This window comes from Streptomyces sp. NPDC003691, assembly GCF_053981115.1.
Genome location: NZ_JBSFNQ010000010.1, coordinates 47,608 through 74,330 on the forward strand (window position 1 = coordinate 47,608; position 26,723 = coordinate 74,330).

Genomic DNA, 26,723 nt, shown 5'->3' on the forward strand with positions numbered 1-26,723 from the left:
GGACTGGAATCCTCCAGACCGGGCCGCGGCTGAGGCGATGCAGGTGCGAGTAGGACCCCTTCTCCGCACGGGGCGGAGGCCGGGTTTGGGTACGACGGAGCGAGGAGGTCGGCGCGATGTTCCTCGCGGTGCTGGTGAGCGTGCTCGCGGTCGTCGCACTGGTGGGGATCGGGCTGTTCGTCTTCGGACTGCGCCGACGGCTGATCCAGCGCTCCGGCGGGACCTTCGACTGCTCCCTTCGGTGGAACGTCCCCGGTGATCCGGCGGAGGCCGGACTGCCGCCCGGGAAGGGCTGGGTGTACGGGGTCGCCCGCTACAGCGGTGACCGCATCATGTGGTTCCGCGTCTTCTCCTACGCGCCGCGGCCGCGCCGGGTGCTGGAGCGCTCCGCCATCGAGGTCGTCGGCCGCCGGATGCCCGAGGGCGAGGAGGAGCTGGCCCTGCTCTCCGACGCCGTCGTGCTGGGCTGTCTCCACGAGGGGACGAAGCTGGAGCTGGCGATGAGCGAGGACGCGCTGACGGGCTTCCTGGCCTGGCTGGAGGCGGCGCCTCCCGGCCAGCGGGTGAACGTGGCGTAGTCGCGTGGCCGCCTCCCGCTGGGGCAGCGGTGCGGTTCGGCTTCCCGCCGGGTAGCGGTGCGCGGACCGTGGACCCGCCGGTAGTCGGCCGCTCTGCCCCTCGGCGGGTGCTTGGTACGGGACCGTAGACCCTCCCGTAGTCGCCTGCCCCCGGGACCGTGGGTGGTTTCTCGCGCAGTTCCTCGCGCCCCTGGGTACTCGTACCTGGTGCCCTTCGACCGTGCGGGCGCTCGTTCTCCCGAAGGGCCTTGGGTTCAAGGCCTGAGGGGCGCTGGGGGTCCCTCCGTGCCGAAGGCACAGGGGGCGGAACTGCGCGAGAAACCACCCCCGGGCCGGGGATGGACGACCACAGGCACCGGCTACGGTCCGCACCGCAGCGCCCCGCCGGCGAGGCGCGGGCATGCGGAAGGGGCCGGGGAGAGATCTTTCTCCCCGGCCCCTTGGCGTCGGCTCACGGGCCTACGGGCGGGTCAGCGCCCCCCGTGCCGGGTCACTGGAGGCCGTTGTGGACCGCCGTGACCAGTTCGCCGTTGCTGGTGTCACCGCTGAACTCCCACCAGAACGCGCCGCCCAGTTCCTGGTTCTTGGCGTACGTCATCTTGGTGGCGATGTTCGCCGGGGTGTCGTAACCCCACCAGTTGCTGCCGCACTTGGCGTAGCCGGTGCCGCCCGCGGTGCCGGTGGACGGGCAGGTGTTCTTCAGGACCTTGTAGTCCTCGAAGCCGGGCTCATAGGTGCCCTGGGCCGGTCCGGTGGCCGTACCGCCCGGGAGCGGGTCGGTGACGCCGGTCCAGCCGCGGCCGTAGAAGCCGATGCCGAGGAGCAGCTTGTTGGCCGGCACGCCCTTGGTCTTCAGATGCGAGATCGCGTTGGACGAGGTCCAGAGCGGGTCCGGGATCCGGGGGTACGTGGTGAGCGGGGAGTGCATGGCGGTCGGGCCCTGAGCGGACCAGGCGCCGAAGAAGTCGTACGTCATCACGTTGTACCAGTTGAGGTACTGCGCGGCCCCGACGTAGTCGGCGGCGTCGATCTTGCCGCCGGGCTTGCCGTCCGCGGTGATGGCGGCGGTGACGAGGTAGTTCGGGCCGAACTTGGTGCGGAACGCCTGCGCCATGGTCTTCATGACCGCGGGGCCGCTGCTGTCGCAGGTGAGGCCGCAGGCGTTGGGGTACTCCCAGTCCAGGTCGATACCGTCGAAGACGTCGGCCCAGCGCGGGTCCTCCACCAGGTCGTAGCAGGACTGGGCGAAGGCCGCCGGGTTCTGCATGGCCTGGCCGAAGCCGCCGGACCAGGTCCAGCCGCCGAAGGAGAACAGGATCTTGATCTTCGGGTACTGCGCCTTCAGCTTGCGGAGCTGGTTGAAGCTGCCGCGCAGCGGCTGGTCCCAGGTGTCGGCGACGCCGTCGACGGAGAGGTCGGCGGTGTAGGCGCGCTCGTAGTCGGAGTACGCGTCACCGATGGTGCAGCGGCCGTTCTGGACGTTGCCGAAGGCGTAGTTGATGTGGGTGATCTTGGCCGCGGAGCCGGAGGTCACCAGGTTCTTCACGTGGTAGTTGCGCCCGTAGACGCCCCAGTTGGTGAAGTACCCCATCTTGATCTTGTTGCCGCCGGGGCCGCCGCCGAGGGTGGTGAAGGTGTGGACGCCGCTGAGCGGGCCCAGCTGGTCGATGGTGTCCCGGGCCTGGACCGAGTAGCTGTACTCCGTGCCCTTGGTGAGGGCGTTGTCGGTGTACGTCAGCCCGGTGACCGTGGCGATCTTCAGGCCGTCACGGAGCAGGTCGTAGTTCTTGATGCCCGTGTTGTCGGTGGCCGCGGTCCAGGAGATGACGGCCGAGGTCTCGGTCACACCACTGGAAGTGGGGGTGCCCGGGGCGGTGGGCAGCGGGTCGGTGTTGCCGCCGTCGCAGGTGGCGCCGTTGATCTTACAGTTCGACGGCGCGCCGGTGCCGGTGCCGTTGAAGCCGAAGGTGGTGGACGCGCCGGGCGCCAGGGCGGCCGCCCAGGACTTGTTCTTCGCGGTCCAGCGGTTGCCGACGTTGGTCACGTCGGCGTCCCAGGCGGAGGTGACCCGCGTGCCGGTGGGAAAGTCCCACTCGACGGTCCAGTTGGTGATGGTGGTGGTGCCGGTGTTCTTGACCGTCCACTTGCCCTCGAAGCCGCCGCCCCAGTCAGAGCCCTTGACATAGGTGGCGGTGGCCGAGGTGGCGGCCTGGGCAGGGGTCGCGAGGCCGACCATGGCGGCCATCGGGACAGCCAGCGCGGCCAGGACCGCGATCACCCGGGATCTGAGTGACCATCGGGAACCGGGGGCGCGCGGAGGTGGGGGTTGAGTGCTCACGGGTACTCCTTGAGGAGGTCCGGACAGTGGGGGTGGGACCAGGGTGGAACCGTGCACTGCGCACTCTGCGAGGCTCACCGCAGCGTGTGTTCCGGTGAGAGTAAGAAGGTCTGGACCAATCGTCAATAGGTCCAGACCATAGTGAGGTCCCCCGGAACAGAGCGCTCCAACCGCCTTGTTCCGGCCACAGTGAGACGGTCCGTCAGATCCCCAGTTCCTGCGCCAGAACGGCCGCCTGGACCCTGCTGCGGAGCCCCAGCTTTCCGAGAAGCCTGCTCACATGGGTCTTCACCGTCGCCTCGGCCATCCTGAGCCGTACCGCGATCTCCGCGTTCGACAGACCCTCGCCCAGACAGCCGAGGACCTCCCGCTCCCGGCGGGTGAGTGTTTCCAGAAGCGCCGGATCGGGTCCTCCGGGGGTGCGAACCGGCCGCGGAGTGGCGAATTCCGCGATCAGTCTCCGGGTTACCGCGGGGGCGATCAGTCCCTCCCCGCGGGCCACGGTCCGGACCGCCTCCAGCAACTCCCGCGCCTCGGTGTCCTTCAGCAGAAAGCCGGACGCGCCGGCCCGCAGGGCGCCGAAGACGTACTCGTCGAGGTCGAAGGTGGTCAGTACGAGGACATCGGCGAGCCCCTCGGACACCACCTGACGGGTCGCCGACACCCCGTCGAGCCGGGGCATCTGGACATCCATCAGCACCAGGTCGGGGCGGAGCTCACGGGCGAGCCGGACCGCCTCCTCCCCGTCCCCGGCCTCGCCGATCACCTCGATGTCCGGCGCGCTGCGCAGGATCAGCACCAGACCGGCCCGGACCGCGCTCTGGTCCTCGGCCACCAGAACCCGGACGGGGGCCGCGGCGTCCGGCTCCCGCGGTGCTGTGCCGTGGTGGTCTGCGGGGGTCATGCGTCGGGCTCCTTGTCGTCGTCGCGTACGGGCAGTACGGCCCGCACCCGCCAGATCTTCTGCCGGCCGGTCCCGGACGGGCCCGGCTCCGGGCCCGCCCCGAACTCTCCGCCGAGGAGGGCGACCCGCTCCCGCATCCCCACCAGACCGGCCCCGGAGCCGGGCGCCCGGGGGCCGGAGCGGTCGCCGGCCGCACTGGTCACGGTCACGGTCAGACTGTCGTCCGGGGCGTGTTCCAGCACGACGCGCACCAGGCCGGGGGAGGCGTGCTTCAGCGCGTTGGTCAGTGACTCCTGGACGATCCGGTACGCCGCCTGCTCGACCGGCGCGGGCAGCGCGAACATCCCCGTGGTGCCCTCGCCCACGGGCCGCCGGTCGTCGAGGACGACCTCGATTCCGCTGGCCGCGCCGTTGGTCCGGGCCTGGTCCACCAGGGACTCGATACCGGAGAGCGACGGCCGGGCGGCCGGTTCCCAGTCGTCGCTGTTGTCCCGCAGCAGCCCGATCAGCCGGCGCATCTCGGCCAGCCCCTCGACGCTGTTCTCCCGGATGACCTCCAGCGCCCCGCGGGTGGTCTTCGGGTCGTCGAGGGAGATCGCGGCCGTGGAGTGGATCGCGATCGCGGAGAGATGGTTGGCGACCATGTCGTGCAGTTCCCGCGCCATCCGGGAGCGTTCGGCGGTGACCGCCTGGGCCCGGTCCATCTCGGCCAGCAGCGCGGTCTGCTCCGCCCGCAGCCGGGCCGCGTCCGCCGCCTCGCGATGGTTGCGGACGATCGCCCCGGTGGTGGCCGGAACAAAGGTGATCAGCCCGAAGAGAAAGCCCAGCAGTACGGACTCCGCCTCCCGCAGCACCGCGATCAGTACCCCGGTGACGATCACCGTCAGTACGCCGGTGACCTTGGGGACGTGCCGGGCGAACCGGACCGGGCCGTAGACCACGGAGGCGTACACCCCGTCCGTGAAGAGCACGACCGTGATCAGGGAGCCGACGGTGAACAGGTCCGCGAGCATCGCCAGGGTGGCGACCAGCAGGGTGGTCAGCGGATGCGAACGGCGGAGGACCGACTGGCAGCAGATGACCACCAGCGGCACCAGGGCCGCCCACGGCGGTGTCGGGCTGGTCTGCGGGCGCTGCATATAGAGCCCGAGCGACCAGAGCAGGACGCCGCCGAAGAGCGCGGCCGCGGCGATCAGGACATCGTCGCGGTGAGGACGGGGGAAACGCACGTACCCATCAAACACGGACCGGCCGCCGGGGTGCCTCCTGACGGGGTGGGAACCTCCGCTACATCGAAAGATGCAGTTCGGCGGCGTGCGATCTCCTCAGGGGCGACGACGACCGGCGGCCCGGGCCGGGGGAGTCTGGACGGGGTGAGAGGAGTACAGCCGTGATCGTCACGCTGATCGTGATCTGCGAGGTCGGCTTCTGGGTGCTGCTGGCGGCCGGGCTCGGGGCCCGCTATGTGCTGCGCAGGCCGCGCCTGGGAGTGGCGCTGCTGCTCTGCGAGCCGGTGCTGGAGATCGTGCTGCTGGTCGCGACGGCCGTCGATCTGAAGAGCGGTGCCGAGCCGAACTGGACCCATGGACTGGCCGCGCTGTACATCGGCTACACCGTCGGCCACGGCCACCGCACGGTGAAGTGGCTGGACGGGCTGGCGGCCCGCCGCTTCGACGGGGTGGAGCCCCCGCGGGCCCCGAAGTACGGCCGGGAGCGCGCCGCCCACGAGGGCAGGGTGTGGCTGGGCACGGTCACCGCCGCGGCGACCGCCTCCGTACTGCTGCTGCTGGCGATCGCGTACGTCGGCGACGGCGCCCGGGACGACAGCCTCTGGGCCTGGATGGCCCAGGCCTGGAAGATCACCGGGATCCACGGTCTGGTCGCGCTCTGGTACACGATCGCCCCGCCGAAGGCGCCCGCCGGGAAGGACGCCTGGGGGAACGACCTGACCGCGGCCACGGACGGGTCCGGCGAGGCCGCCCGGCAGCCGGAGCGCACCGGCAAGCGGCTCTAGAACGCCTTCCGGCCCTGCCCCAGGGGTCCCCGGCGCGGACTCAGCGTTCGCCGCCGGGGACCCACAGCACGTCGCCCTGCTCCTTGTTCGCCGTCCTGGCCAGGATGAACAGCAGGTCCGAGAGCCGGTTGAGATAGGTCGCCGTCAGCGGATTCATCGTCTCGCCGTGGACCTCCAGCGCCGCCCAGGTGGAGCGCTCGGCCCGGCGGACGACCGTGCAGGCCTGGTGCAGCAGCGCGGCGCCGGGGGTGCCGCCGGGCAGGATGAAACTGCGCAGCTTCTCCAGGGACGCCAGAAAGTGGTCGCAGTCCTTCTCCAGCCGGTCGACGTAGAACTGCTCGACGCGCAGCGGCGGGTACGGCGGGTCCTCGACGACCGGGGTGGACAGATCGGCGCCGACGTCGAAGAGGTCGTTCTGGATCCGGACGAGGACGGTGACGACCTCCTCCGGGAGCCCGCCCAGCGCGATCGCGGTGCCGAGGACGGCGTTCGCCTCGTTGGCGTCGGCGTAGGCGGCGATCCGGAGATCGGTTTTGGGCGCCCGGCTCATATCCCCGAGGGCGGTGGTGCCGTTGTCGCCGGTCCGGGTGTAGATGCGCGTCAGATTCACCATGGCACCAGCGTAATGAGGGCGCCGGGGGCCGGGCACGGGGCCGTCCGGGCGGGGACGGGCGGCCAGGGTCCGGGCCACCGCGGACATGCTGACGACGGGCATGGGTCCAGCGAAGCAGAGGCGTTTTAAGTTTGCAATGGACTTAAAAATTTCAGTGGCATCAAAAATGGGCTCCACTGCGGGAACGGGTAGGGTGACCGTATGGGCGAAGGGCTGAGGGAGCGCAAGAAGGCGCAGACACGGCGGCATATCTCCGATACGGCCACCGGCCTCTTCCTCGACCGCGGCTTCGACGCCGTCACCATCGCCGAGATCGCCGACGCCGCCGAGGTCTCGGTCAACACCGTCTACAACTACTTCGCCACCAAAGAGGACCTCTTCCTCGACCGCGGCGACGAACTGGTGGCCCGGCTCTCCCGCTGGGTGCGCGGCCGGGACCCGGGCGAGTCGGCGGCCGCCGCCGTACTCCGCGAACTGCGCCGCGAGGTCGAAGCGGTCTCGCCCGGCGTCGGACTGACTCCGGGTCATGAACGCTTTCTGCTGGTCGTCCAGGAGGCGGCCGCCCTGCGCGCCGCGCTCGCCCGGCTCCAGCAGCACGCCGTCGACCGGCTGGAGGCGACCCTGCGCGAGGAGACCGGCGCCGCCGCCGGGGATCCGCTGCCCGGCCTGGTGGCCGGGCAGATCGACTGGATCCACCAGTCCGTCATGTGCGCCGTACGCCGGGGGATGACGGCCGGGCGCAGCCCCGAGGACGTCGCCGCGGCCACCCTCGACACCATTGACGAGATCGAATCCCTGCTCGGCGAACGGGTCCTCGGCTACGCCGTGCGCCCGGCCGGCCGACCCCCGGGGTAACCCCCGGGCGGAATCCCGGCCGGCCCCGGTGAACCACCGCTCCCCGTCCGGCCGGCCCGCCGGACGGCCGCCCCCGGGTGTGATGTCCGCCCGACGGAGCGTGACGCGCATCTCTTCACCGCCACAGCACCGCCCGCGGGCGCTAACCTCCGCCGAGAGGCGAAAAGTGAACGACTGTTAAGGGGTGTCGCCGTGGCCGGGAAGCTCGCCGTCATCGGAGCCGGACTCATGGGGTCCGGTATCGCTCAGGTCTCCGCGCAGGCGGGCTGGGACGTGGTGCTGCGCGATATCACCGACGAGGCCCTCACCCGCGGAACGGACGGCATCAAGGCGTCGTACGACAAGTTCGTCGCCAAGGGGAAGCTGGACGCGGCGGACGCCGAGGCCGCGCTCGGCCGGATCGCCACCACGACCGACCTCGACGCGGCCGCCGACGCCGATATCGTCGTCGAGGCAGTCTTCGAGAAGCTGGAGGTCAAGCACGAGATCTTCCGGGCGCTCGACAAGATCGTCCGGGACGACACGGTGCTCGCCTCCAACACCTCGGCCATTCCGATCACCAAGATCGCGGCGGCCACCGCCCGCCCGGAGCGGGTGGTCGGGGTGCACTTCTTCTCGCCCGTACCGATGATGCAGCTGGTCGAACTCGTCCGCGGCTACAAGACCGGCGACGAATCCCTCGCCACCGCACGGCGGTTCGCCGAGTCCGTCGGCAAGACCTGCATCGTGGTCAACCGGGACGTCGCGGGCTTTGTGACGACCCGGCTGATCTCCGCGCTCGTCGTGGAGGCGACCAAGCTCTACGAGAACGGCGTAGCCTCCGCCGAGGACATCGACCTCGCCTGCAAGCTGGGCTTCGGCCATGCCATGGGGCCGCTGGCCACCGCCGACCTCACCGGTGTGGACATCCTGATGCACGCCACCGGCAACATCTACACCGAATGCCAGGACGAGAAGTTCGCCCCGCCGGAGCTGATGCGCCGGATGGTGGACGCGGGTGACATCGGGCGCAAGAGCGGGCAGGGCTTCTACACGTACTGACGCGTCCGGCCGGCGCGTGGGTGTGCGTACCGGCGCGAGCCGGTGCGCGGCCGTACGGGCCGGAGCGGTCCGGACCCGTACCGGTGCGTACGGATCCGCCGCGCCGACACCGGAGTACGGGCCGCTCCGGCGGCCCTGCCGACCGGGCCTCCGGGCCCCGTCGATCACCCTTCGGAGTGATTTCGGTATCGGTTCGCTTACAACCAGCAACCGTGCGGCCCGTAATGCAGTCAGTTGATGGAGAACCGCAGTGGACTGACGGAACCGCCCCGGACGGGACGGCACCGGTGGGACCGGAGAGGTCCGGCCGGAGCCGGTCCGCGGGGGCGGAGAAGCCGCCGGGTGCCGTCACGGGCGCCCTGCCCCCGCGTCCGCCGGCGCGGGAGGACCGCCGACCGCGCGGCGGCGCGGGCCCGGCGGCCGGACGCACGACAGTTGAAGCACTCTCGGGGAGCGCATATGCACATCAGGGGCGACCACACCGAGCTGGTCGTCGGGGGCCGCCTCGACGTCCGCAGCGCGGCGGACGCCCGTACGGTCCTGCACACGGCCGTCGACGACGGGGACGGGGACCTGGTGCTCGATCTCACCGGTCTCGACTCCTGGGACGCCACCGGGCTCGGCGTCATCATGGGCGCCCACCGCCGCGCCGGACGCTGCGGCCGGCGGCTCGTACTGCGCGGAGTGCCGCCGCAGATGCAGCGGTTGCTCGTCGCGACGCGGCTGCATCGCATTCTGGCCATCGAGGGCGGTCTCGCCGCGGAATCGCTTCCCCGCGTCTGACCCACCGTCCGGCCAGTCGTCCGCCCGCCGTTCCGGCGGTCGTCCGGCGCGCCGTCCGGCCGCCGCCGGACCCGAGTCCGGTGCGCGTCCGTCCGTGCGGCCCGCCACGGGTCAACTCCGCTTCGGCCCCGGGTCCTCCCCGCCGTCAGCAGCCGCCGTACGGTCCCCGAACCGTCCGCTTCCGGCCCGCCGGTCCCCGGCCGGAGCACCCCGCGGGTCACCGGACGTCCGTAGGGCCCCCACAGCATCCGCCGATTTCTCATGGGATCGTGACCTCGCGGACCGCGCGGCACCCCCCGGGTGGGGGGATACCCTGCCACCGTCAAGAGTTGTGTTCCGGCCGCCGCCCCGGGCCGCGACGCGCCCGGCCGGATCCCGACGGGACGGCACGGGCCCGGACGGGGGTCCCGCACCGGGGCGGTTCAGGGGCCGGGGAACAAGGGAGCCAATGAAGCAGAGGGAGCCGATGAACAGGGCCAGCTCCGGAGGGAGCGCCGGCGCACCGCGCGCCCCGCGCGACCCCGCCGTGGAGAACTTCGCCCACCCCGCGCCCGCCCCCGTCCGTATCACCCCGGTCGTCGCGGGCGACTTCCTGCTCACCGTCAACCCCGTCGACGGCAGCGAGATCGTCCTCCGTCCGCCCGGGGGCGCCCCCGACGGCCAGGACTGGCCGCCGCCGCCCGGGCGGCGGACCCCCGCCGAACGGGCCGCCCACGAACGGGCCTCGGCACCCCCCGTACCGGCCGGTCCCGCCCTGCCGCGCCCCGCCCTCGTCGAACGCGACGAACTGCGCGACCGCCTCACCCGGCTGCTCGGCCGCGGCCGCTCGGTACGGCTCACCGGCCCGCCGGGCTCCGGCCGCACCGCCCTGCTCGACCTGGTCGCCCAGGACTGCGGCTCGTTCGCCCCCGACGGAGTGATCCGCCTCGGCGGGGCCGGCCGCACCACCGGCGAACTGCTGCACGCGCTGTACACCGCCGCCCACCGCAGCGAGCGCCACCGGCCCGGCCGCGCGGAACTGCTCGACCGGATCGCCGAAGTCGGCGCCGTCGTCGTCCTGGACGACTTCGAAGGCAGCGCGGCCGCCCTCACCGAACTCCTCGACGCGGCACCGGAATGCGCCTTTCTGATCGCCGCGACCGGCCCCCGGGAACCCGGTGGCGAAACCCACGGACCCCGGATCGACGAAGCCGAACTCGAAGGGCTCAGCCGCGCCGGATCCCTCGAACTCCTCGCCCGGCTCGTCGACCGCGACCTCACCGAGGACGAGCGCACCTGGGCGGGCGACCTGTGGTTCGAGTCCGAGGGCCTGCCGCTGCGCTTCGTACAGGCCGCCGCCCTGCTGCGGCAGGGCGACGCGCTCCGCGTCGACCCCGAGGCCGCGGAGGACGCCTCCCCCTTCGAGGGTGCCCGCACCACCGGCGTACCACTTCCGACGCTCGGTCAGGGCGCGGCACCCGCCGCGCTGCTCGCCTCCCGGCTCGGCGCGAGCACCCGGGAGACCCTGCGGCTCGCCGTCGCCCTCGGCGGCGAGGTGCCGCACCAGGCACATCTGCCCGCCCTCATCGACGACACCCACGCCGACAGCGCCCTCGGCGAACTGACGGCCTGCGGACTCCTCTCACCCGCCGGGCCGCGCTACCGGCTGGCACCCGGCGCCCTCGAACAGCTGACGGAGCAGGGGTACGGCCCCGGGCCCGACGGCGGCGGCACCACCACCACCCCCGCCGCCACCGGCGAGCCCGCTGACCGCGGCGACCGGGCCCTCACCGCCGCCCGGCACTACGCCTGGTGGACCGCGCACCCCTCGGTCAGCCCCGAACGTGTCGCCGTCGAGTCCGACGCCGTGCTCGCGGCCCTCGCCGCGCTGCTGCCGGGCAAGGAACCCGCACGGCTCGGTGTCGCCGTACAACTCGCCCGCGCGGCGGCCCCCGTCTTCGCCGCCGGACTCCACTGGTCCGCCTGGGAGAGCACCCTCCGGATGGGTTCGGAGGCCGCCCGAATAGCGGGAGAGGTCGCCGAGGAGGCCTACTTCCACCACGAGCTGGGCGTCCTCGCGCTCTGCACCGACAACCTCGGCCGGGCCCGCGCCGAACTGGAAGCCTCCATCGGGCTCCGCGGCGCCCTCGCCGACAAGAACGGCACCGTCGCCGGCCGTCGCGCCCTGGCCCTGGTCACCGACCGCGAGAAGCGGACGGCGGCCGCGGACGGCGGGGCCCCGGTGCCCGCGCCCCGGGCGATCGGCCCCGGCGGTCCGGCCGCGCCGCAGCTGGTGCCGGTCCCCGTGCCCGTACCGCCGCCGCTTCCGGTACCCGCCCCGCGGACCCTTCGCAGGATGGACAAGGACGAGATCGCGGTACGGCTCGGACCGCGCCCGGTGGAGGCGGGCCCGGTGCGCATGGCGCTGCCGCCGGGCGGGGCCGCGGCCATCTCGGAGCCGCTGACCGTACCGGAGTCCGTCGCCACGGCGCCGTACCCGCAGAAGGCACCGCGCCGCCGGCGGGGGCTGCTGCTGGGCGGTGCCCGGCGGAATCTGGTCGCGGCGGGCGCGGGCGCGGTGCTGGTCGCCGTACTCGGCACCGTTCTGAGCGTCGCCCCGGCGTCCGAGAAGAAGGACGCGCCCGGCAACCGGGTCGGTACGGGGGAGTCCACGCCCGGCGAGGACGTCCGCGAGGACGGACCGACGGCCGGTGAGACCGGTCCGCAGGACGATCCGGAGATCGGTGAGCCGACCCGCCAGCCGACCCGGACGGCGGAGCCGGGACCGTCCGCCTCGGCCTCCGGGGACCCGGAGCCGGAGGAGTCGCGCCGGCCGGAATCCCCGTCGCCGGAGGACCCGGAGCCGACGCCGAGCGGTTCGCCGAAGCCCTCGGACAGCGGTGACCCGTCGCCCTCGGAATCGCCCGATCCGACGCCCAGCACCAGCCCGACGGAGACCCCGAGCCCGACTCCGACGGAGACCGAGTCGCAGAGCGCCAACCCGCCGGTGACCACCGAATCGGCACCCGACGCCTCCGCTTCCGTCTCCGCGTCCGGTGTCCCGGAGCGGGAGCCGGAGACCGAGCCGGAGTCCGGGCCCGAGTCCGGCTCGCCGTCGGCGGGCTGAGAACACGGCGGTACGGACCCCGGGCGGCCGGCGGATCCGGACACGGCACCGCCCCGGCCCGGGACACCGGGACGGGGCGGAATGCGGCGGCCGCCGGGGGCGGCCCCCCGGCGGCGCGGCGTCAGAACAGCCGCAGCTTGTCGTCCTCGATACCGCGCATGGCCTCGTAGTCCAGGACGACACAGTGGATACCGCGGTCCGTCGCCAGCACCCGGGCCTGGGGCTTGATCTCCTGGGCCGCGAACACCCCGCGTACCGGAGCGAGATGCGGATCGCGGTTCAGCAGCTCCAGATAGCGGGTGAGCTGCTCCACCCCGTCGATCTCACCGCGCCGCTTGATCTCCACCGCGACGGTGGCGCCGTCGGCGTCCCGGCAGAGGATGTCCACGGGCCCGATGGCGGTCGGGTACTCGCGGCGGATCAGGGTGTGGCCCTCGCCGAGTGTCTCGATCCGGTCGGCCAGCAGCTCCTGGAGGTGCGCCTCGACACCGTCCTTGATCAGGCCGGGATCGACACCGAGCTCGTGCGAGGAGTCATGGAGGACTTCCTCCATGGTGATGATCAGCTTTTCGCCCGCCTTGTTGACCACGGTCCAGACGCTTCCGTCGCCCTCCTTCAGGGTGCACGGAGGGGACATCCAGTTCAGTGGTTTGTACGCCCGGTCGTCCGCGTGGACGGAGACGCTGCCGTCCGCCTTCACCAGGATCAGACGGGGTGCGGACGGGAGATGGGCGGTGAGCCGGCCCGCGTAGTCCACGGAGCAACGGGCGATGACGAGGCGCATGGTCGGCAACGCTACTCGACGCACACGGCCGCGCGCGATTCCCCCTGCGCTCACCCGTCCGCACCCCCTACTGAGCTTGGCTGAGCCCCTTCGGGTCGCCCCACTTGTCCCTGTTCGTTTCTGGCTGGTTGTCGGCCCAATCTTCTGGTGCCACCGGGACGCCGCACTTACCGTGGATGCAGGAGGTTGCCAGGCGCGTACTCTGCGTCGTCATGTGTCATCCGCATGCCGGTGCCACCGGGGGACCGGCCGGAGCCTCCTTCCCTGCCCGTAAGACCCCGGGACCCGGGGTCGCGAGAGGAGAACCCATGTCGCTCGACGTCTCACCGGCGCTGTTGGAACAGGCCGAGCGAGGCGAGGTCGACGAAGCCGCCTTCGTCGACTGCGTCCGGACCTCCCTGCCCTACGCATGGGAGATGATCAGTTCTCTGGTGGCCAAGCTGAAGGTCGACGGCGGGGACTTCGCCGACAACCAGACGCCGCCGCCGGACGAGCAGGCCCGTGGTCAACTGCTGCGCGCGCTCGCGAGTGACGCGATTCGCGGCGCGCTCCAGCGGCACTTCGGCGTACGTCTCGCGTTCCAGAACTGCCACCGCGTCGCGGTGTTCCCGCTGGACCCGTCGGTGGACGAGCGGCTCGGCCGTTTCACCTCGACGCGGGCGCAGCTGCTCAACCAGTCGCCGGAGTTCCGCGACTGCTGAGGTCTTGAGCGGGCGGTAGCGGAGCGGCCTCGCATCGCGGGAGGTGCGGGGCGGTCCGGCCGCCGGGAGAGGGCGGCTCCCGTGAGCCCCCCGCACGGGGCGGATCCCGGAGCGGGGGGCTCGGCAGCGAACGGGTCCGGGCGCGCGGGCCCGGACCCGGTGCGACGGACCCGGTGGGACGGACCCGGGCGGGATCCGCCCGGCCCGGTGCCGGGCCGGACGGGCCGGTCACCGGATGCCGGGCCCGCGGGCTCAGCGCAGCAGCGGGAGGACCTCCTCGCCGAGGCGGCGCACGGTGGTCTCGGTCGACGTGAGATCGCCGGAGCCCTCGGCGAGCAGGGCGAAGCGGCTGATGCCGGTCCGTTCGGCGGTGGCCGCCAGCCGGTCGGCCGCGAGCCGGGGCGGGCCCACCGGATGCAGTGAGCAGAGCAGCTCCGTATAGGCCACCGGGTCCCGCATCGACCGGGCCCGGTCGTCGACCGTGCGATGGGCGCCCAGCCCCAGCTTCAGCCAGCCCGGCATCGCCTTGAGCAGGGCCTCCCGGGCGTCACCGGCCCGGTCGGCGAGCTGGACCACACCGGCCGAGACATGGCCCGCGGCGGCGACGGCCTCCGGAGGGTGTCCGGCGGCCAGGGCGTGCCGCCGCCAGAGGGCGATCATCTCGGCCTTCTCGTCGTCCCCGCAGTGCATCCCGAGAAGCATCGGCAGCCCGCGCTCCCCGGCGGTCCGCACCCCGCCGGGGGAGGTGCAGGCGACGACCACCTCGGGATGCGCCGCGGGAGCCTCCCCGTCCGGCCCGCCGGAACCGCCGATACTGCCGGAACCGTCCGCACCGCCGGGGCCGCCGGGGCCGCCGGGGCCGCCGGGGCCGCCGGGGCCGCCGGGGCCGCGGAGACCGCTGCCGCCGGAACCGTTCGCGCCGGGTTGCCCGTCCGGCGCGGCCGTCCCGTCCGTCCCGTCCGCCGCGGCCCCGCCGGGCCGGAGCGCGCCGTCGAGCAGATCGGCCGGACGCGGCACCACGGCGACCTCGCGGAAGCGGTACCGCTCGCCCGCCGCGCCCACCGAGGGCTCCCGCAGCCAGCGCAGCAGCAGGTCGAGGGATTCCGGGAAGCCGCTCTCGTACGCCGCTATTCCGGAGCCGAAGACCTCCAGGTCGATCCAGGGGCCGCCGCGGCCCACCCCGAGCGAGAACCGCCCGCCGCTGGTGATGTGGAGCAGGGCGGCCTGTTCGCCGAGGGCCACCGGATGGATGTTCGGCAGCACGCTGACGGCCGTGCCGACCCGGATCCGGCGGGTCCGGCCGAGCAGCACCGCCGCCAGGGTGACCGCCGACGGGCAGACCCCGTACGGCACGAAATGGTGCTCGGCGAGCCAGACCGCGTCCAGCCCCGACTCCTCGGCGACCTCGGCCGTCCGCACCGCCCGGTGCAGTGCCTCCCCTCGCCCCTGGCCCGGAAACTGAGCGGCCAGGACGAACGTACCCACGCGCATGCCTGCTGCCTCCTTGCGGCCGATGGCCCGTCCCTCCGACCGCACTAACGTCTGACACGTGCCAAAGGCACGGGCAGCGGCGAAAATCATGCGATTGTCCGTTAACTGGGCTCGGTGGAGGGCGGGCTGTCACTCTCCCGGGTGCGTCTACCCGGCCCTCCGGCCCGTAGGCTGGACTCGTAAGGAATCGTCCACACTTGCCCCGTGAGGTGCCGCGTGTCTCCCCGCCGCAACCGCCCCCAGGCCGGCGACAACCCCTCCGACCGGTCCGGTGAGACCGGTGACCGGTACGGCGGTTTCGGCCGTACCGAGTCCTGGCAGGGCGAGGAGTGGTCGGTCCGGCATGTCGCCGGTGCCGCCGCCGAGGGCAAGCGGTACCGCTGTCCCGGGTGCGACCAGGAGATCCCCTCCGGCGTTCCGCATGTGGTGGCCTGGCCGGAGCACGGCGGTGTGGACGACCGGCGGCACTGGCACAAGGCCTGCTGGAGCGCGAAGGACCGCCGCACCAGCAGGGTGCAGCGGTCCCGTAACGCCCCCCGGTACTGACCGGGGGAGCGGCTCAGACGTCGCGCGACCTGAGCGAGGCGTAGGCGCCGCCGAGCGCGCCCGCGGCCAGCAGGAAGATGATCACCAGCGCCAGGACGGGCGAGGGGCCCCCGTCCAGCATCGAGTCGTCGTAGACGACCCCGAGCTGGCTGGGGATCGAGTATTTGATCAGCCATTCGCTGAAGCCGCGGAGCGCGCTGGAAGCGATCATGAAGATGGTCATCACCAGGGGCAGCAGCACCACGCCGAACATGGTGGTGATCGCGCCCGCGGTATGGCGGACCATCGCGCCGACGCCCAGCGACAGCAGCCCGAGGAGGGCCAGGTAGAGGCTGGCGCCGAGGGTGGCGCGCAGCCACTGGCCGCCGTCCGGCTCGCCGCCGATGATCCCGACCTGGACGATGCCCAGCAGCAGCGAGGTCACCGCGCTCACCGTGAAGACGAGAAGGAAGTAGACGATCGCCTTCGCGGTGAGCACCCGGCCCCGGGACGGGCAGGCGGTCAAGGTGGTGCGGATCATCCCGGTGCCGTACTCCGAGGTGATCGTCAGCACCCCCAGGGTGATCACACAGATCCCGCTGAGGACGGCGCCGAAGAAGCCCAGCGTCAGGACGTCGTCCTTGACGAAGGTCTGGTCGTCCGCGTTCACGATCAGGGCGGCGATGGTGCCGAACCCGAAGAGCAGGAGGATCATCACCCCGAGCGTCCACATCGTGGAGCGCAGCGAGCGGATCTTGGTCCACTCGGAGGCCACCGCGTCGCCGAGCCGGGCCGGGCGGACCGGAATGGGGGAGACGTACCCGGTGACGGGGGCACCCGACAGGTGCTGCGGGGTGGTCATCGGGGGTCCTCGGGCTTCGTCGGAGCGGCAGGAGCGGCGGGAGCGGGCGCGGCGGCCGGGGTGGCGTACGGGTTCTCGCCCGGCCGCGGCGGGGCGTACCAGCCGCCGCCCGCGGGCGCGGCGGGCATCTGCGGCGCTCCGAACGGGTCCTGCTCCATCAGCCCTTCCTTCTCGTCCTGCGTGGAACGGAAGTCGACGGCGCCCTGCGTCATCCGCATATACGCCTCCTCCAGCGAAGCCTGGTGCGGGGACAGCTCCCAGAGCCGGATGTCCGCGCCGTGCGCCAGATCGCTGATCCTCGGCAGCGGCAGGCCCATCACCCGCAGCGCGCCGTCCGGCTCCGGCATCACCCGTGCACCCGCCTCGGCGAGCACCGCGGAGAGCTTCTCCCGCCGCTCGGGCGGATCCTCGGCGACCCGGACCCGGGCGAAGCCCGCCGAGTTGGCCGCGATGAAGTCCCGTACGCCCATATCGGCCAGCAACTGGCCCCGGCCGATCACGATCAGATGGTCGGCGGTCAGCGCCATCTCGCTCATCAGATGGGAGGAGACGAAGACCGTACGGCCCTCGGCCGCCAGCGCCTTCATCAGATTGCGGACCCAGAGGATGCCCTCCGGGTCGAGCCCGTTGACCGGCTCGTCGAACAGCAGCACCCCGGGGTCGCCCAGCAGCGCCGCCGCAATGCCCAGCCGCTGCCCCATCCCCAGGGAGAAGCCCTTGGAACGCCGCCGGGCCACGTCCTGGAGGCCGACGACACCGAGGACCTCGTCGACCCGCCGGGCCGGAATCCCGGAGAGCTGTGCCAGCGACAGCAGATGGTTACGCGCGGTGCGCCCGCCGTGCACCGCCTTGGCGTCCAGCAGCGCGCCGACCTCCCGGGGCGCGTTCGCCGCCTCGCGGAAGGGGCGGCCGCCCACGGTGACCGTGCCGGACGTCGGATTGTCCAGGCCCAGGATCATGCGCATCGTGGTCGACTTCCCGGCACCGTTGGGGCCGAGGAAACCGGTCACCGCGCCGGGCCGCACCTGGAAGTTGAGGTTGTACACCGCCGTGGTGCTGCCGTAGCGCTTCGTCAGGCCGACTGCCTCGATCATGCTCCCGCCCCACATCGGCGTCAGATGGTCCGGGCCGCCGGCATCGTCGCCGCTAGCCCCCCGTAAGGCTTACGAGGATATCCGGCCGCGAACGGTTCCCGCGTGCATGTCACAACTACCGTCGGTGACGGAGGGTGACCGGCGGGAGGGTCAGGCGTCCCGCTTCCGCAGGACGACATAGGCGCCGGCCAGGGCCGCCGCCACCCAGAGCAGCATGATCCCCAGGCCCTCCCAGGGGCCGTACGGCGCCCGGTCGCTGCCCATCGCGTCCGGCACCACCTGCATGATCTTGGAACCGGCCTGGTCGGGGAAGTAGCGGGCCACCTCCTTCGCCTTGGGGACCGCCGCCAGGATCTGCGAGACCAGGAAGAAGAACGGCATCAGAATGCCGAGCGACAGCATCGAGGAGCGGAGCATGGTGGCCACGCCCATCGAGAAGAGCGCGATCAGCCCCATATAGAGGCCCGCGCCCACCACCGCCCGCAGCACGTTCTCCGCCCCGATCGTGGTGCGGTGCTCGCCCAGCAGCGCCTGGCCGAGGAAGAAGCTGGCGAAGCTGGTGATCCAGCCGACGAGCAGCGCCAGCACCGCGGCCACCGCGATCTTGCTGAAGAGGAAGGTGCCCCGCTGGGGGACCGCCGCCAGCGAGGTGCGGATCATTCCGGAGCTGTACTCCGTCCCCACCACCAGCACCCCGAAGACCACCATCGCCAGCTGGCCCAGCACGATCCCCGAGAAGCTCGCCAGCACCGGGTCGAAGGTCACCCGCTGCTCGACGGGCAGATCGTCGAAGGTCGCGTTGTAGACGGCGCAGAGCGCGGCGCTGATCGCCACCGTGGCGACGAAGGCCGCCGTCAGCGTCCACACCGTCGACGACACCGTACGGATCTTGGTCCACTCCGACTGGAGGACCGCCGGTACCGAGGCCATCCGTCAGACTCCCTCGCTGCGGCCGCCGCCGCCCTCGTCGCCGCCGGGCTTCCCCGCCGCCCAGCCCGCGCCCCAGTGCGGGGCGGCTGCCCCGCCGCCCGGGGGCGCTCCGGGTGCCGGGGCGCCGTGCGCGTGGTACTCGACGGCGCCCGCCGTCATCTGCATAAAGGCCTCTTCCAGGGAAGCCTGCTGGCCGCTCAGCTCGTGCAGCACCACCCGGTGGGCCGCCGCCAGCTCGCCCAGCGTCTCCGTGGTGGCGCCGTCGACCTCCAGCACCCCCGCCGACTCCAGCACCGTATGACCGGCTCCCTGGAGCACGTCCCGCAGCCGCTCGGGCTCGGGGGACCGCAGCCGGACATAGCTCCGCGAGTTCTGCCGGATGAAGTCCGCCATCGACGTATCCGCCAGCAGCTTCCCCTGCCCGATCACGATCAGATGGTCGGCGGTCAGCGCCATCTCGCTCATCAGATGGGACGAGACGAAGATCGTCCGGCCTTCGGCGGCCAGCGCCTTCATCAGATTGCGGATCCAGTGGATGCCCTCGGGGTCGAGCCCGTTGACCGGCTCGTCGAACAGCAGCACCCCGGGGTCGCCCAGCAGCGCCGACGCGATACCCAGCCGCTGGCCCATCCCCAGCGAGAAGCCCTTCGACTTCTTGCGCGCCACCGGCGTCAGACCGACCAGGTCCAGCACCTCCGAGACCCGGGACTCCGGGATCCGGTTGGCCTGGGCGAGACAGAGGAGATTGTTGTACGCGCTCCGCCCGCCGTGCATCGCCTTGGCGTCCAGCAGTGCCCCGATGTACTTCAGCGGCTCCGAAAGCTCGCGGTAGTGCCGTCCGTCGATCCGGACCGTCCCCGCCGTCGGCAGGTCCAGATCGAGCATCATCCGCATCGTCGTGGACTTCCCCGCGCCGTTCGGTCCCAGAAAACCGGTGATCATCCCCGGCCGGACCCGGAACGACAGATGGTCGACGGCGACCTTCGTACCGAAGTGCTTGGTGAGATCCTCCAGCTCGATCATGCCGCCACGCTAAGGGTGCGCGAAGCCCCCCGCCACTTGAGCGACAGGGGGCTTGACGCAGTTTTGACCGAGCACGGCGGCGGGGCGGGCCCCGCCGGCCGGAACGGCGTCAGCGCGACTGCTGCGCCGGGACACCGCGCGAGATCGGCTCGTCGTCGACGGGCGCGCCGGCCGCGGCCACCGCGGCACCGGTCAGCGTCGCCAGCATCTCGCGGACGTTGGTCAGCTGCGCGTTGATCGAGTCGCGGCGGTTGGTGAGCGCCGCCAGCTCGCGCTCCGATTCGCTGCGGATCCGGTCGGCCTTGGCATTGGCGTCCGCCACGATGTCCTCGGCCTGGCGCTGCGCGGTCTCCACGGTCTGCCGGGCGCGGCGCTCCGCGTCCGTACGGAGCTTCTCGGCCTCCAGACGGAGCTGCTCCGCCCGGTGCTCGATCTCCGCCAGCCGCTTCTCCGCCTTCGCCTGACGCGACGCCAGGTCCCGCTCGGACTGCTCGCGGCGCTTGGCGAGGTTCGTCTCGAAGTCCGCGGCGGCCTGGGCGGCCTTGGCGCGGGTCTCCTCGAAGAGGGCGTCGGCCTCCTCGCGCTTGGACTGGGCGTCCTTCTGCGCGTCGGTACGGAGCTGGGTGGCGTCGCCCTTCGCCTTCTCGACGATCCGGATGCCCTCCTCCTCCGCCTTCGCCTTGCGGTCGGCGGCGAACGACTCGGCGTCGTTGCGGACCTGCTGGGCGGCGGACTCGGCCAGCTCGCGGTGCTGCTCGGCGGCGCGACGGGCCTCCTCGCGCAGGTCCTTCGCCTCCTCCTCGGCGAGCCGGAGGATCTTCTCGACGCGCGCACCGAGACCGGCGTACGACGGCTCGGCGTCGCTGACCTGGGCCTGGGCGTTCTGCGTTTCGAGATGCAGCTCCTCGATGCGCTTTTCCAGAGAGGTGATCCGGGTCAGAGCACTATCACGGTCGGCGACGAGCTTGGTAATGCGGTCGTCCACCTGACCGCGGTCGTAACCACGCCGCACGAGCTCGAAGCCGAAGGGGGAGGATGTGTCGCTCATGGGGTTCCTGTCGAATGAGACCGGTGAGGTGATAGAGGGAATCCTAGGGGCCTAAGCGGTGTGTCATCGAGCGGATGCAGGTTTGATATAGAGAATGTGCAGTCTTTTGAGTGGCTAAGATCGCGGGGACTTGCCACCCGAACGGGTAACACCCGCCGAGGCGCCCGTCTTGACGGCCCCTCCGGGACCGCCGCCCCGGGCGTCGCCCGAACCGCCGCCCGGTTTCGGCCCCTTGTCACCGCCCGGCGCCTCGAAGGATTCCAGCGCCTCCAGCACGTTCTGCACCCGGGAGATCTCCGCCTGGATGTCCTCGCGCCGGCGCTGGATCACATCGAGGTCCCGCTTGCCGTCGCCGACGAGCTTCCGGGCCTCCGACTCCGCTTCGGCCTTGATGCCCTCGCCCTCGCGGATCAGCGCGGCCTTCTTCAGCTCGGCCTCCTTGAGCAGGCCCTCCGCCTTCTTCACGGCGGCGATCCGGACCCGGCTCGCCTCGGAGGTCGCCTCCGACAGCAGCTCCTTCGCCTTCTCCGCCGACTCGTTGCGCTGCTCGGTCGCGGCCTTCACCAGATGGTCGACGCGCTCGCCGGCCACCTTCATCTGCTCGGCCGTCTCCCGGCGGGCCCGCTCGTGCAGCTCCTCGACCTCGGACTCGGCCCGGACCCGCAGCTCCTCCGCCCGGTCCCTTATGGCCGTCGAGTCCCGGCGGGCACCCACCAGTAGCTCGTCCGCGTCCGCCCGGGCCCGCTCCACCAGCGCATTGCCCTCGACGGTCGCCTCCGAGACCAGCCGCTCGGCCTCCTTGCGGGCGGCGCCGACCATCGCGTCGGCCTGCTTCTCGGCCTCCAGCGCGGCGCGCAGCGCCTCCTCCTGAGCCTTGTTGACCAGCTGGTCGGCCTGCTCGGCCGCGTCCCGGCGGCGCTTGGCCGCCGCGTCACGGGCCTCGTCGACCGTACGGTCCGCCGTCGCCCGGGCCTCCGAACGCATCCGCTCCGCCGCCGAATCGGCCTCCGCCTTCGTCTTCTGCGCCTCGGCCCGGATCCGCTCGGCCGCCTGCTGCGCCGCGCCCACCGTCTCCGCGGCCTCGGCCCGCAGCCGCTCCGCGTCCCCGCGCGCCTCCGACAGCAACTGGTCGGCCTGGGACGCCGCGTCCGCGCGCCGCTTGTCGGCGGTGTGCCGGGCCTCGTCGAGAACCTCCTGGGCCTCGGCCCGGATCCGGTCCCCGTCCGACGCCGCCTCGCCGACCAGCCGGTCCGCCTGCGCCGCCGCCTCCGAACGGATCCGGTTCGCGTCGTCCCGGGCGTCCGCCCGGGTCCGGGCCGCGTCCTGCTCGGCCGACGCCACCGCGTCGGACGCCTCGGTACGCATCCGCTGCGCGTACTCCGCGGAGTCCGCGCGCGCCTTCTCCGACTCGGAGATCGCGTCGTTGACGGTCCGTTCGGCCAGCGCGTTCGCCGCGTCGGTCTCCGTCTGGGCGCGCTCCCGCAACTGGGCCGCGTCCTCGGTGGCGCGCTCCAGCGCGGAGTGCGCGTCCGCCCGCAGCCGGTCCGCCTCCTCCTGCGCCTCGGACCGGGTCCGGCCCGCCGCGTGCTCGGCCGCCGACCGCAGCCCGGCGATCTCCTCCTCGGCCTGCTCGTGCAGCCCGGCCACCGAATCCCGGACCTGCTTCGCCGTCTGCTCGGCCGCCGCCACCGTCTCCGTGGCCCGCCGGTCGGCGTCCTCGGTCAGCGACTGCGCCTCGGACTGCGCCTCCTCGACCCGCTTGCGGGCCGCCGCGAGCAGCTCCTCGCTCTGCTCCCGGGCCCCCTCGCGCTCCCGGTCCGCCTCGGCCCGCGCCGACTCCAGGGTGTCCTCGGCCGCCCTCCGGCGCCGTACCGCCTCCTCCTGGGCCGCGGCCAGCGCCTCCTGCGCCTCGGCCGCGATCCGCTCGGCGGCGGCCGCCGCCTCGGCCCGCAGCCGGTCCGAGGTCTCCTGGGCCTCCGTCTTCAGCCGCTCCGCCTCGGCCGCCGCGTCCCCGCGCAGCCGTACCGCGATGTTCTCGCCCTCGGCGCGGGACGCCGAGGCGTCCGCCGCGGCCTCGTTGCGCAACTGGTCGGCCTCGGCCTCGGCCTGCTCCCGGAGGGTCCGGATCCGCTCCGCGGTCTCCGACCGCAGCCGGTCGGTCTCCTCGGCCGCCTCGCGCCGCAGCCGCTCGCCCTCGGCCCTGGCGTCCGTCAGCGCCGTCTCCGCGGCCCCGACCCGGGCCTCCGCCTCGGCGTGCAGCCGGGCCAGCGCCTCGGCGGCCTCCTCCTGACGGGCCGCGGTCGCCCGCTCGGCCTCCTCGCGCAGCGCGTTCGCGGCCTGCTCGGCGGCCGCCCGCGCCGCGTCCGCCTGCTCCTCGGTCTCCACCCGGAGGCGCTCCGCCTCGGTACGGGTGCGCTCCAGCGTCTCCTCGGCCTGCCGGCGCAGGGTCGTCGCCCGCTCGATGGCCTCGGTACGGACCCGCTCGCTCTCGGCGCCCGCGTTGGTCCGCAGTTCGTCGGCGTCCGACCGGGCCTTGGTCAGCAGCTCCTCGGCGGTCGAGGCCGCCTCTTCGATCTGCTGGACGGCCTCCCGGCGGGCCTCGCCGCGGATCCGCTCGCCCTCGGCGACCGCCTCCGAGCGGAGCGTCTCCGCCTCGCCGCGCAGCCGCCGGGCCTCCTCCTGGAGCTCGACGGTCCGGGCCCGGTACTCCTTGGTGTCGTCCTTCGCGGCGCCCTTGAGCTGATCGGCCTGCTCGGCGGCCTCACCGCGCAGGGTCTCCGCCTCGGCCTCGGCCTCCCGGCGGATCCGCTCGGCCTCCTCGGCCGCCTTGCGGGTGGTCTCACGGGCGTCGTCCGACGCCTTGGTGAGCACCTCGTCGGCGTCCCTGGCCGCCTTGGCGATGGCCGCCGCCGCATCCTCGGCGGCGATCGTCTTCGCCTTCTCGGCGGCCTCCGCCACCTGCTTGTCGGCCTGCGAACGGGCATCGGCGAGCACCTGCTCGGCCTCCGCCTTCACGGTCTCCGCCTCGCCGGTCGCCTCGGCGACCAGCCGGGCGATCTCCGCCTTCGCGGTCCGGGTGCGCTGCTCGTTGACCGACTCCGCGGTGGCCTGTTCCCGGGCCGCCGTCTCGGTGGCCCGGGCGACCAGCTTCTCCGCCTCGGCCTTCGCCTCGCGCAGCCGCTCGTCGGCCTCCTGGAGCTTCTGCTCGGCCACCCGGTTCAGCTCGGCCGACTGCTGGCGGGCCAGATCGGACTCGGCGGTGGTGGAGCTGCGCAGGCGCTCGGCGTGGCTGGTGGCCTCCTGGGCCTGTCCGGCCGCCGCGTTCAGCATCCGCTCGGCGTCCCGGCGGGCCCGGTGCAGCAGCGCCTCCGCCTCGCCGCGGGCCGCCTCGGCCTCGGAGCCGACCCGGGAGCGGGCCTCGTCGGTGACCCGCTTCGCCTCGGCCCTGGCCTGGCCGACGGCCTGCTCGGCCTCCGCCCGGGACTCGTCGAGCAGCCGGCGCGCCTGGGACTCCGTACGGGCCCGCAACTGCTCGGCCCAGGCCACGTTCTCGTTGACGTGCGCCTCGACGGTCTGCCGGCGCTCGGCCAGCTCCTGGTCCAGCCGCTGGCGCCGCTGATTGGCCTCGGTGTGCAGTTCGGCCTGGAGCCGGGCCTGCTGTTCGGCATGCTCCTGGAGGAGCCGCTGGGCCTGGGCCCGGATGTCCCGCAGCTCGCGCTCGGCGTCGGAGCGCAACTGGTCGGCCTGGGCCTGGGCGTTCCGCAGCATCTGCTCGGCCTGGTAGCCGAGGTCGCCGTTCTCGTAGGCGGGACGGGTCGCGAGGGCCCGGCGCGCCTCGTGGAGCTTGGCGCGCAACACCTCGACCTGGTAGCCGAGGTCCTCGGCGTGCTGGACGGCCTTCTCCCGCTCGGTCTTCAGCCGGTCCATCTCGGCTTCGAACCGGGTGAGGAGGTCTTCGTCAGCTCGGTGGCTCTCCTGGCGTTCGTAGCCCCGCACTACGCGGTCCCATCCGTCCCCTGGTCGCAACTGATCCCGCACAAGCACCGCCCGCCCTGCGAACGGCCCCCCGGGGAATGGTGACAGAACAATATGAGAGGACGCGTCGCGGCCCCGACCCGGCCCCGGCCCGGAACAGCCCACTCTACCGGGCCGGGAATACCTGAGGTCAGTGCTCCGGTGCAGAGGTGACGAGTTCGGTCAGAACGCCGTGGCAGTCCTTGGGGTGGAGGAAGGTGATCCGGGAGCCCATGGAACCGCGCCGGGGCTCGTCGTACAGCACCCGGACGCCCTTCTCCCGGACCGCCGCCGCGTCCCCGTCGACATCGGCCGTGCCGAAGGCGATGTGGTGCACTCCCTCGCCGTTCTTGGCCAGCCACTTCCCGACCGGGGAGTCGTCCCGGATCGGCTGGAGCAGCTGGAGGTAGGAGGCGCCGCCGTCCGACGTTTCGTTGATCTTCAGCATGGCCTCGCGGACCCCCTGCTCCTCGTTGACCTCCGCGTGGAAGACCTCGAAGCCGTACGTGGTCCGGTAGAACTCGACGGTCGCGTCCAGGTCGAAGCAGGCGATCCCGATGTGGTCGATGCGCGTCAGCATGGGACCAGTGGAGCGTCCGGGTCCCGGTTACGCAAGGTGCGCGCTGTCACACCGGGCGCACAGTGACCCCCGGGGGTACCGATCAGTACATTGAAGTAAACCCTCGTTCACTCCTCAGCGTCCGAGCTGGAAGGGGATCGTCACTCATGTCGTCTCTCACTTCGGGAAAGCCCCGCGGGGCCGGGAACACCACGGTGATCGTCGCGGGCGCGCGGACGCCCATGGGGCGTCTCCTCGGCTCGCTGAAATCCTTCTCCGGCGCCGACCTCGGCGGCTTCGCCATCAAGGCCGCCCTCGACCGGGCGGGCATCGGGCCCGAGCAGGTCGAGTACGTGATCATGGGCCAGGTGCTGGGCGCGGGCGCCGGGCAGATCCCGGCCCGCCAGGCCGCGGTCAAGGCGGGCATCCCGATGAACGTGCCCGCGCTCACCGTCAACAAGGTCTGCCTCTCCGGCCTGGACGCCATCGCCCTGGCCGACCAGCTGATCCGGGCCGGCGAGTTCGACATCGTCGTGGCCGGCGGCCAGGAGTCCATGACCAACGCGCCGCATCTGCTGCCGAAGAGCCGGGAGGGCTTCAAGTACGGCGCGATCGGGATGCTGGACTCGATGGCCCACGACGGCCTCACCGACGCCTTCGAGAACATCGCCATGGGCGAGTCCACCGAGAAGCACAACACCCGTCTCGGCCTCGGCCGCGCCGAACAGGACGCCTTCGCCGCCGCCTCCCACCAGCGGGCCGCCGCCGCCCGGAAGAACGGCCTCTTCGACGCCGAGATCACCCCGGTCGAGATCCCGCAGCGCAAGGGCGACCCGGTCGTCTTCGCCGAGGACGAGGGCATCAGGCCCGACACCACCGCGGAGAACCTGGCCCGGCTGCGGCCCGCGTTCGCCGCGGACGGCACCATCACCGCGGGCACCTCGTCCCAGATCTCCGACGGTGCCGCGGCCGTCGTCGTGATGAGCCGCGCCAAGGCGGAGGAACTGGGCCTGGAGTGGCTCGCCGAGATCGGCGCGCACGGCAATGTCGCGGGTCCCGACAACTCCCTCCAGTCCCAGCCGTCGAACGCGATCGCGCACGCGGTGGCCAAGGAGGGCATCTCCGTCGCCGACCTCGACCTGATCGAGATCAACGAGGCGTTCGCCGCGGTCGCCGTGCAGTCCATGAAGGACCTCGGCGTGTCCCCGGAAAGGGTGAACGTCAACGGCGGCGCGATCGCGCTGGGCCACCCCATCGGCATGTCCGGCGCCCGGATCGCGCTCCATCTCGCGCTGGAGCTGCGCCGGCGCGGCGGCGGTACGGGCGCGGCCGCGCTCTGCGGCGGCGGCGGCCAGGGCGACGCGCTGATCCTGCGCGTCCCGGCCCCCGGCGCCGGGAAGTAGTCCCCTGCACCGCGGCCCGCCCCACCGGGAGGCGGGCCGCGGTGCCCGGGCGGAAGC

22 protein-coding genes are annotated in these 26,723 nt (G+C 72.6%); 9 read left to right on the forward strand and 13 right to left on the reverse strand.

The window, feature by feature from the left end:
- Positions 1 to 116 precede the first annotated feature (116 nt).
- Positions 117 to 578 (forward strand): DUF2550 domain-containing protein, encoded by a 462-nt coding sequence (locus ACWDR0_RS07320; protein ID WP_456350671.1) that lies wholly within the window; start codon positions 117 to 119, stop codon positions 576 to 578.
- 490 nt (positions 579 to 1,068) lie between these two features.
- Here ACWDR0_RS07320 and ACWDR0_RS07325 read toward each other — a convergent pair whose 3' ends face one another.
- The 3 genes from ACWDR0_RS07325 to ACWDR0_RS07335 form a co-directional block, all read right to left on the reverse strand.
- Entirely contained in the window at positions 1,069 to 2,814 is a 1,746-nt protein-coding gene (locus ACWDR0_RS07325; RefSeq protein ID WP_456350734.1) for a glycosyl hydrolase family 18 protein, read from the reverse strand.
- A 304-nt stretch (positions 2,815 to 3,118) separates the two neighbouring features.
- Positions 3,119 to 3,820 (reverse strand): response regulator, encoded by a 702-nt coding sequence (locus ACWDR0_RS07330; RefSeq protein WP_456350672.1) that lies wholly within the window; start codon positions 3,818 to 3,820, stop codon positions 3,119 to 3,121.
- Positions 3,817 to 5,049 carry a sensor histidine kinase gene (locus ACWDR0_RS07335; RefSeq protein ID WP_456350673.1) on the reverse strand — a complete coding sequence of 411 codons (1,233 nt, stop codon included), beginning with the start codon at positions 5,047 to 5,049 and terminating at the stop codon, positions 3,817 to 3,819. Before ACWDR0_RS07335 ends, ACWDR0_RS07330 begins: the two co-directional genes overlap by 4 nt.
- A 161-nt stretch (positions 5,050 to 5,210) precedes the next feature.
- Here ACWDR0_RS07335 and ACWDR0_RS07340 point away from each other — a divergent pair, with 161 nt between their 5' ends.
- Positions 5,211 to 5,834 (forward strand): hypothetical protein, encoded by a 624-nt coding sequence (locus tag ACWDR0_RS07340; RefSeq protein WP_456350674.1) that lies wholly within the window; start codon positions 5,211 to 5,213, stop codon positions 5,832 to 5,834.
- A 40-nt stretch (positions 5,835 to 5,874) separates the two neighbouring features.
- Here the strand turns inward: ACWDR0_RS07340 and ACWDR0_RS07345 are convergent, their stop codons facing one another.
- Positions 5,875 to 6,447 (reverse strand): cob(I)yrinic acid a,c-diamide adenosyltransferase, encoded by a 573-nt coding sequence (locus ACWDR0_RS07345; protein ID WP_456350675.1) that lies wholly within the window; start codon positions 6,445 to 6,447, stop codon positions 5,875 to 5,877.
- Positions 6,448 to 6,648: 201 nt separating this feature from the next.
- Here ACWDR0_RS07345 and ACWDR0_RS07350 point away from each other — a divergent pair, with 201 nt between their 5' ends.
- The 4 genes from ACWDR0_RS07350 (at position 6,649) to ACWDR0_RS07365 (ending at position 12,232) form a co-directional block, all read left to right on the forward strand.
- Positions 6,649 to 7,302 carry a TetR/AcrR family transcriptional regulator gene (locus ACWDR0_RS07350; protein ID WP_456350676.1) on the forward strand — a complete coding sequence of 218 codons (654 nt, stop codon included), beginning with the start codon at positions 6,649 to 6,651 and terminating at the stop codon, positions 7,300 to 7,302.
- 192 nt (positions 7,303 to 7,494) lie between these two features.
- Positions 7,495 to 8,343: a 3-hydroxyacyl-CoA dehydrogenase family protein gene (locus tag ACWDR0_RS07355; RefSeq protein ID WP_456350677.1), complete on the forward strand. Its 849-nt coding sequence runs from the start codon at positions 7,495 to 7,497 to the stop codon at positions 8,341 to 8,343.
- A gap of 459 nt (positions 8,344 to 8,802) precedes the next feature.
- Entirely contained in the window at positions 8,803 to 9,126 is a 324-nt protein-coding gene (locus ACWDR0_RS07360; RefSeq protein ID WP_146482361.1) for an STAS domain-containing protein, read from the forward strand.
- Positions 9,127 to 9,592: 466 nt separating this feature from the next.
- Positions 9,593 to 12,232: an ATP-binding protein gene (locus tag ACWDR0_RS07365; protein ID WP_456350678.1), complete on the forward strand. Its 2,640-nt coding sequence runs from the start codon at positions 9,593 to 9,595 to the stop codon at positions 12,230 to 12,232.
- Between the two features lie 121 nt (positions 12,233 to 12,353).
- On the opposite strand, the gene nucS is transcribed toward ACWDR0_RS07365, so the two are convergent.
- Positions 12,354 to 13,016: an endonuclease NucS gene (gene nucS / locus ACWDR0_RS07370; RefSeq protein ID WP_456350679.1), complete on the reverse strand. Its 663-nt coding sequence runs from the start codon at positions 13,014 to 13,016 to the stop codon at positions 12,354 to 12,356.
- 308 nt (positions 13,017 to 13,324) lie between these two features.
- On the opposite strand from nucS, the gene ACWDR0_RS07375 reads away from it, so the two are divergent.
- The gene (locus ACWDR0_RS07375) at positions 13,325 to 13,717 is read left to right on the forward strand and encodes an SCO5389 family protein (RefSeq protein WP_456350680.1); all 393 of its coding nucleotides are present in this window, start codon (positions 13,325 to 13,327) and stop codon (positions 13,715 to 13,717) included.
- A 252-nt stretch (positions 13,718 to 13,969) separates the two neighbouring features.
- On the opposite strand, the gene ACWDR0_RS07380 is transcribed toward ACWDR0_RS07375, so the two are convergent.
- A complete protein-coding gene (locus tag ACWDR0_RS07380; protein ID WP_456350681.1) occupies positions 13,970 to 15,208 on the reverse strand; it encodes an LLM class flavin-dependent oxidoreductase in 1,239 nt (412 codons plus the stop codon).
- A gap of 216 nt (positions 15,209 to 15,424) precedes the next feature.
- On the opposite strand from ACWDR0_RS07380, the gene ACWDR0_RS07385 reads away from it, so the two are divergent.
- Positions 15,425 to 15,754 (forward strand): ATP/GTP-binding protein, encoded by a 330-nt coding sequence (locus ACWDR0_RS07385; protein WP_456350682.1) that lies wholly within the window; start codon positions 15,425 to 15,427, stop codon positions 15,752 to 15,754.
- Between the two features lie 13 nt (positions 15,755 to 15,767).
- Here the strand turns inward: ACWDR0_RS07385 and ACWDR0_RS07390 are convergent, their stop codons facing one another.
- The 7 genes from ACWDR0_RS07390 to mce all read right to left on the reverse strand — a co-directional run bounded on the left by ACWDR0_RS07390 (position 15,768) and on the right by mce (position 25,284).
- Positions 15,768 to 16,595 carry an ABC transporter permease subunit gene (locus ACWDR0_RS07390; RefSeq protein ID WP_456350683.1) on the reverse strand — a complete coding sequence of 276 codons (828 nt, stop codon included), beginning with the start codon at positions 16,593 to 16,595 and terminating at the stop codon, positions 15,768 to 15,770.
- Positions 16,592 to 17,689 (reverse strand): ABC transporter ATP-binding protein, encoded by a 1,098-nt coding sequence (locus ACWDR0_RS07395; RefSeq protein ID WP_456350684.1) that lies wholly within the window; start codon positions 17,687 to 17,689, stop codon positions 16,592 to 16,594. Before ACWDR0_RS07395 ends, ACWDR0_RS07390 begins: the two co-directional genes overlap by 4 nt.
- A gap of 150 nt (positions 17,690 to 17,839) precedes the next feature.
- Positions 17,840 to 18,619, reverse strand: a complete 780-nt coding sequence (locus ACWDR0_RS07400) for an ABC transporter permease subunit (RefSeq protein WP_456350685.1) — start codon at positions 18,617 to 18,619, stop codon at positions 17,840 to 17,842.
- A gap of 3 nt (positions 18,620 to 18,622) precedes the next feature.
- The gene (locus ACWDR0_RS07405) at positions 18,623 to 19,642 is read right to left on the reverse strand and encodes an ABC transporter ATP-binding protein (protein WP_456350686.1); all 1,020 of its coding nucleotides are present in this window, start codon (positions 19,640 to 19,642) and stop codon (positions 18,623 to 18,625) included.
- Between the two features lie 109 nt (positions 19,643 to 19,751).
- Positions 19,752 to 20,690, reverse strand: a complete 939-nt coding sequence (locus tag ACWDR0_RS07410; RefSeq protein ID WP_456350687.1) for a cellulose-binding protein — start codon at positions 20,688 to 20,690, stop codon at positions 19,752 to 19,754.
- Between the two features lie 114 nt (positions 20,691 to 20,804).
- Positions 20,805 to 24,686 (reverse strand): polarized growth protein Scy, encoded by a 3,882-nt coding sequence (gene scy, locus ACWDR0_RS07415; protein WP_456350688.1) that lies wholly within the window; start codon positions 24,684 to 24,686, stop codon positions 20,805 to 20,807.
- Between the two features lie 169 nt (positions 24,687 to 24,855).
- Positions 24,856 to 25,284, reverse strand: coding sequence for a methylmalonyl-CoA epimerase (gene mce, locus ACWDR0_RS07420; RefSeq protein ID WP_456350689.1), 429 nt, complete (start codon positions 25,282 to 25,284; stop codon positions 24,856 to 24,858).
- A 194-nt stretch (positions 25,285 to 25,478) separates the two neighbouring features.
- Here mce and ACWDR0_RS07425 point away from each other — a divergent pair, with 194 nt between their 5' ends.
- Positions 25,479 to 26,666: an acetyl-CoA C-acetyltransferase gene (locus ACWDR0_RS07425; RefSeq protein ID WP_456350735.1), complete on the forward strand. Its 1,188-nt coding sequence runs from the start codon at positions 25,479 to 25,481 to the stop codon at positions 26,664 to 26,666.
- Positions 26,667 to 26,723 lie beyond the last annotated feature (57 nt).

Bases quoted from the DNA above. Each gene is read 5' to 3' on its own strand.
- ACWDR0_RS07330 (WP_456350672.1), bottom strand. From the start codon at position 3,820: ATGACCCCCGCAGACCACCACGGCACAGCACCGCGGGAGCCGGACGCC.
- ACWDR0_RS07380 (WP_456350681.1), bottom strand. From the start codon at position 15,208: ATGCGCGTGGGTACGTTCGTCCTGGCCGCTCAGTTTCCGGGCCAGGGG.
- ACWDR0_RS07350 (WP_456350676.1), top strand. From the start codon at position 6,649: ATGGGCGAAGGGCTGAGGGAGCGCAAGAAGGCGCAGACACGGCGGCAT.
- ACWDR0_RS07400 (WP_456350685.1), bottom strand. From the start codon at position 18,619: ATGGCCTCGGTACCGGCGGTCCTCCAGTCGGAGTGGACCAAGATCCGT.
- ACWDR0_RS07325 (WP_456350734.1), bottom strand. From the start codon at position 2,814: ATGGTCGGCCTCGCGACCCCTGCCCAGGCCGCCACCTCGGCCACCGCC.
- ACWDR0_RS07320 (WP_456350671.1), top strand. From the start codon at position 117: ATGTTCCTCGCGGTGCTGGTGAGCGTGCTCGCGGTCGTCGCACTGGTG.
- mce (WP_456350689.1), bottom strand. From the start codon at position 25,284: ATGCTGACGCGCATCGACCACATCGGGATCGCCTGCTTCGACCTGGAC.
- ACWDR0_RS07390 (WP_456350683.1), bottom strand. From the start codon at position 16,595: ATGACCACCCCGCAGCACCTGTCGGGTGCCCCCGTCACCGGGTACGTC.
- nucS (WP_456350679.1), bottom strand. From the start codon at position 13,016: ATGCGCCTCGTCATCGCCCGTTGCTCCGTGGACTACGCGGGCCGGCTC.
- ACWDR0_RS07405 (WP_456350686.1), bottom strand. From the start codon at position 19,642: ATGATCGAGCTGGAGGATCTCACCAAGCACTTCGGTACGAAGGTCGCC.
- ACWDR0_RS07375 (WP_456350680.1), top strand. From the start codon at position 13,325: ATGTCGCTCGACGTCTCACCGGCGCTGTTGGAACAGGCCGAGCGAGGC.
- ACWDR0_RS07360 (WP_146482361.1), top strand. From the start codon at position 8,803: ATGCACATCAGGGGCGACCACACCGAGCTGGTCGTCGGGGGCCGCCTC.
- ACWDR0_RS07365 (WP_456350678.1), top strand. From the start codon at position 9,593: ATGAACAGGGCCAGCTCCGGAGGGAGCGCCGGCGCACCGCGCGCCCCG.
- ACWDR0_RS07410 (WP_456350687.1), bottom strand. From the start codon at position 20,690: ATGAGCGACACATCCTCCCCCTTCGGCTTCGAGCTCGTGCGGCGTGGT.
- ACWDR0_RS07345 (WP_456350675.1), bottom strand. From the start codon at position 6,447: ATGGTGAATCTGACGCGCATCTACACCCGGACCGGCGACAACGGCACC.
- ACWDR0_RS07395 (WP_456350684.1), bottom strand. From the start codon at position 17,689: ATGATCGAGGCAGTCGGCCTGACGAAGCGCTACGGCAGCACCACGGCG.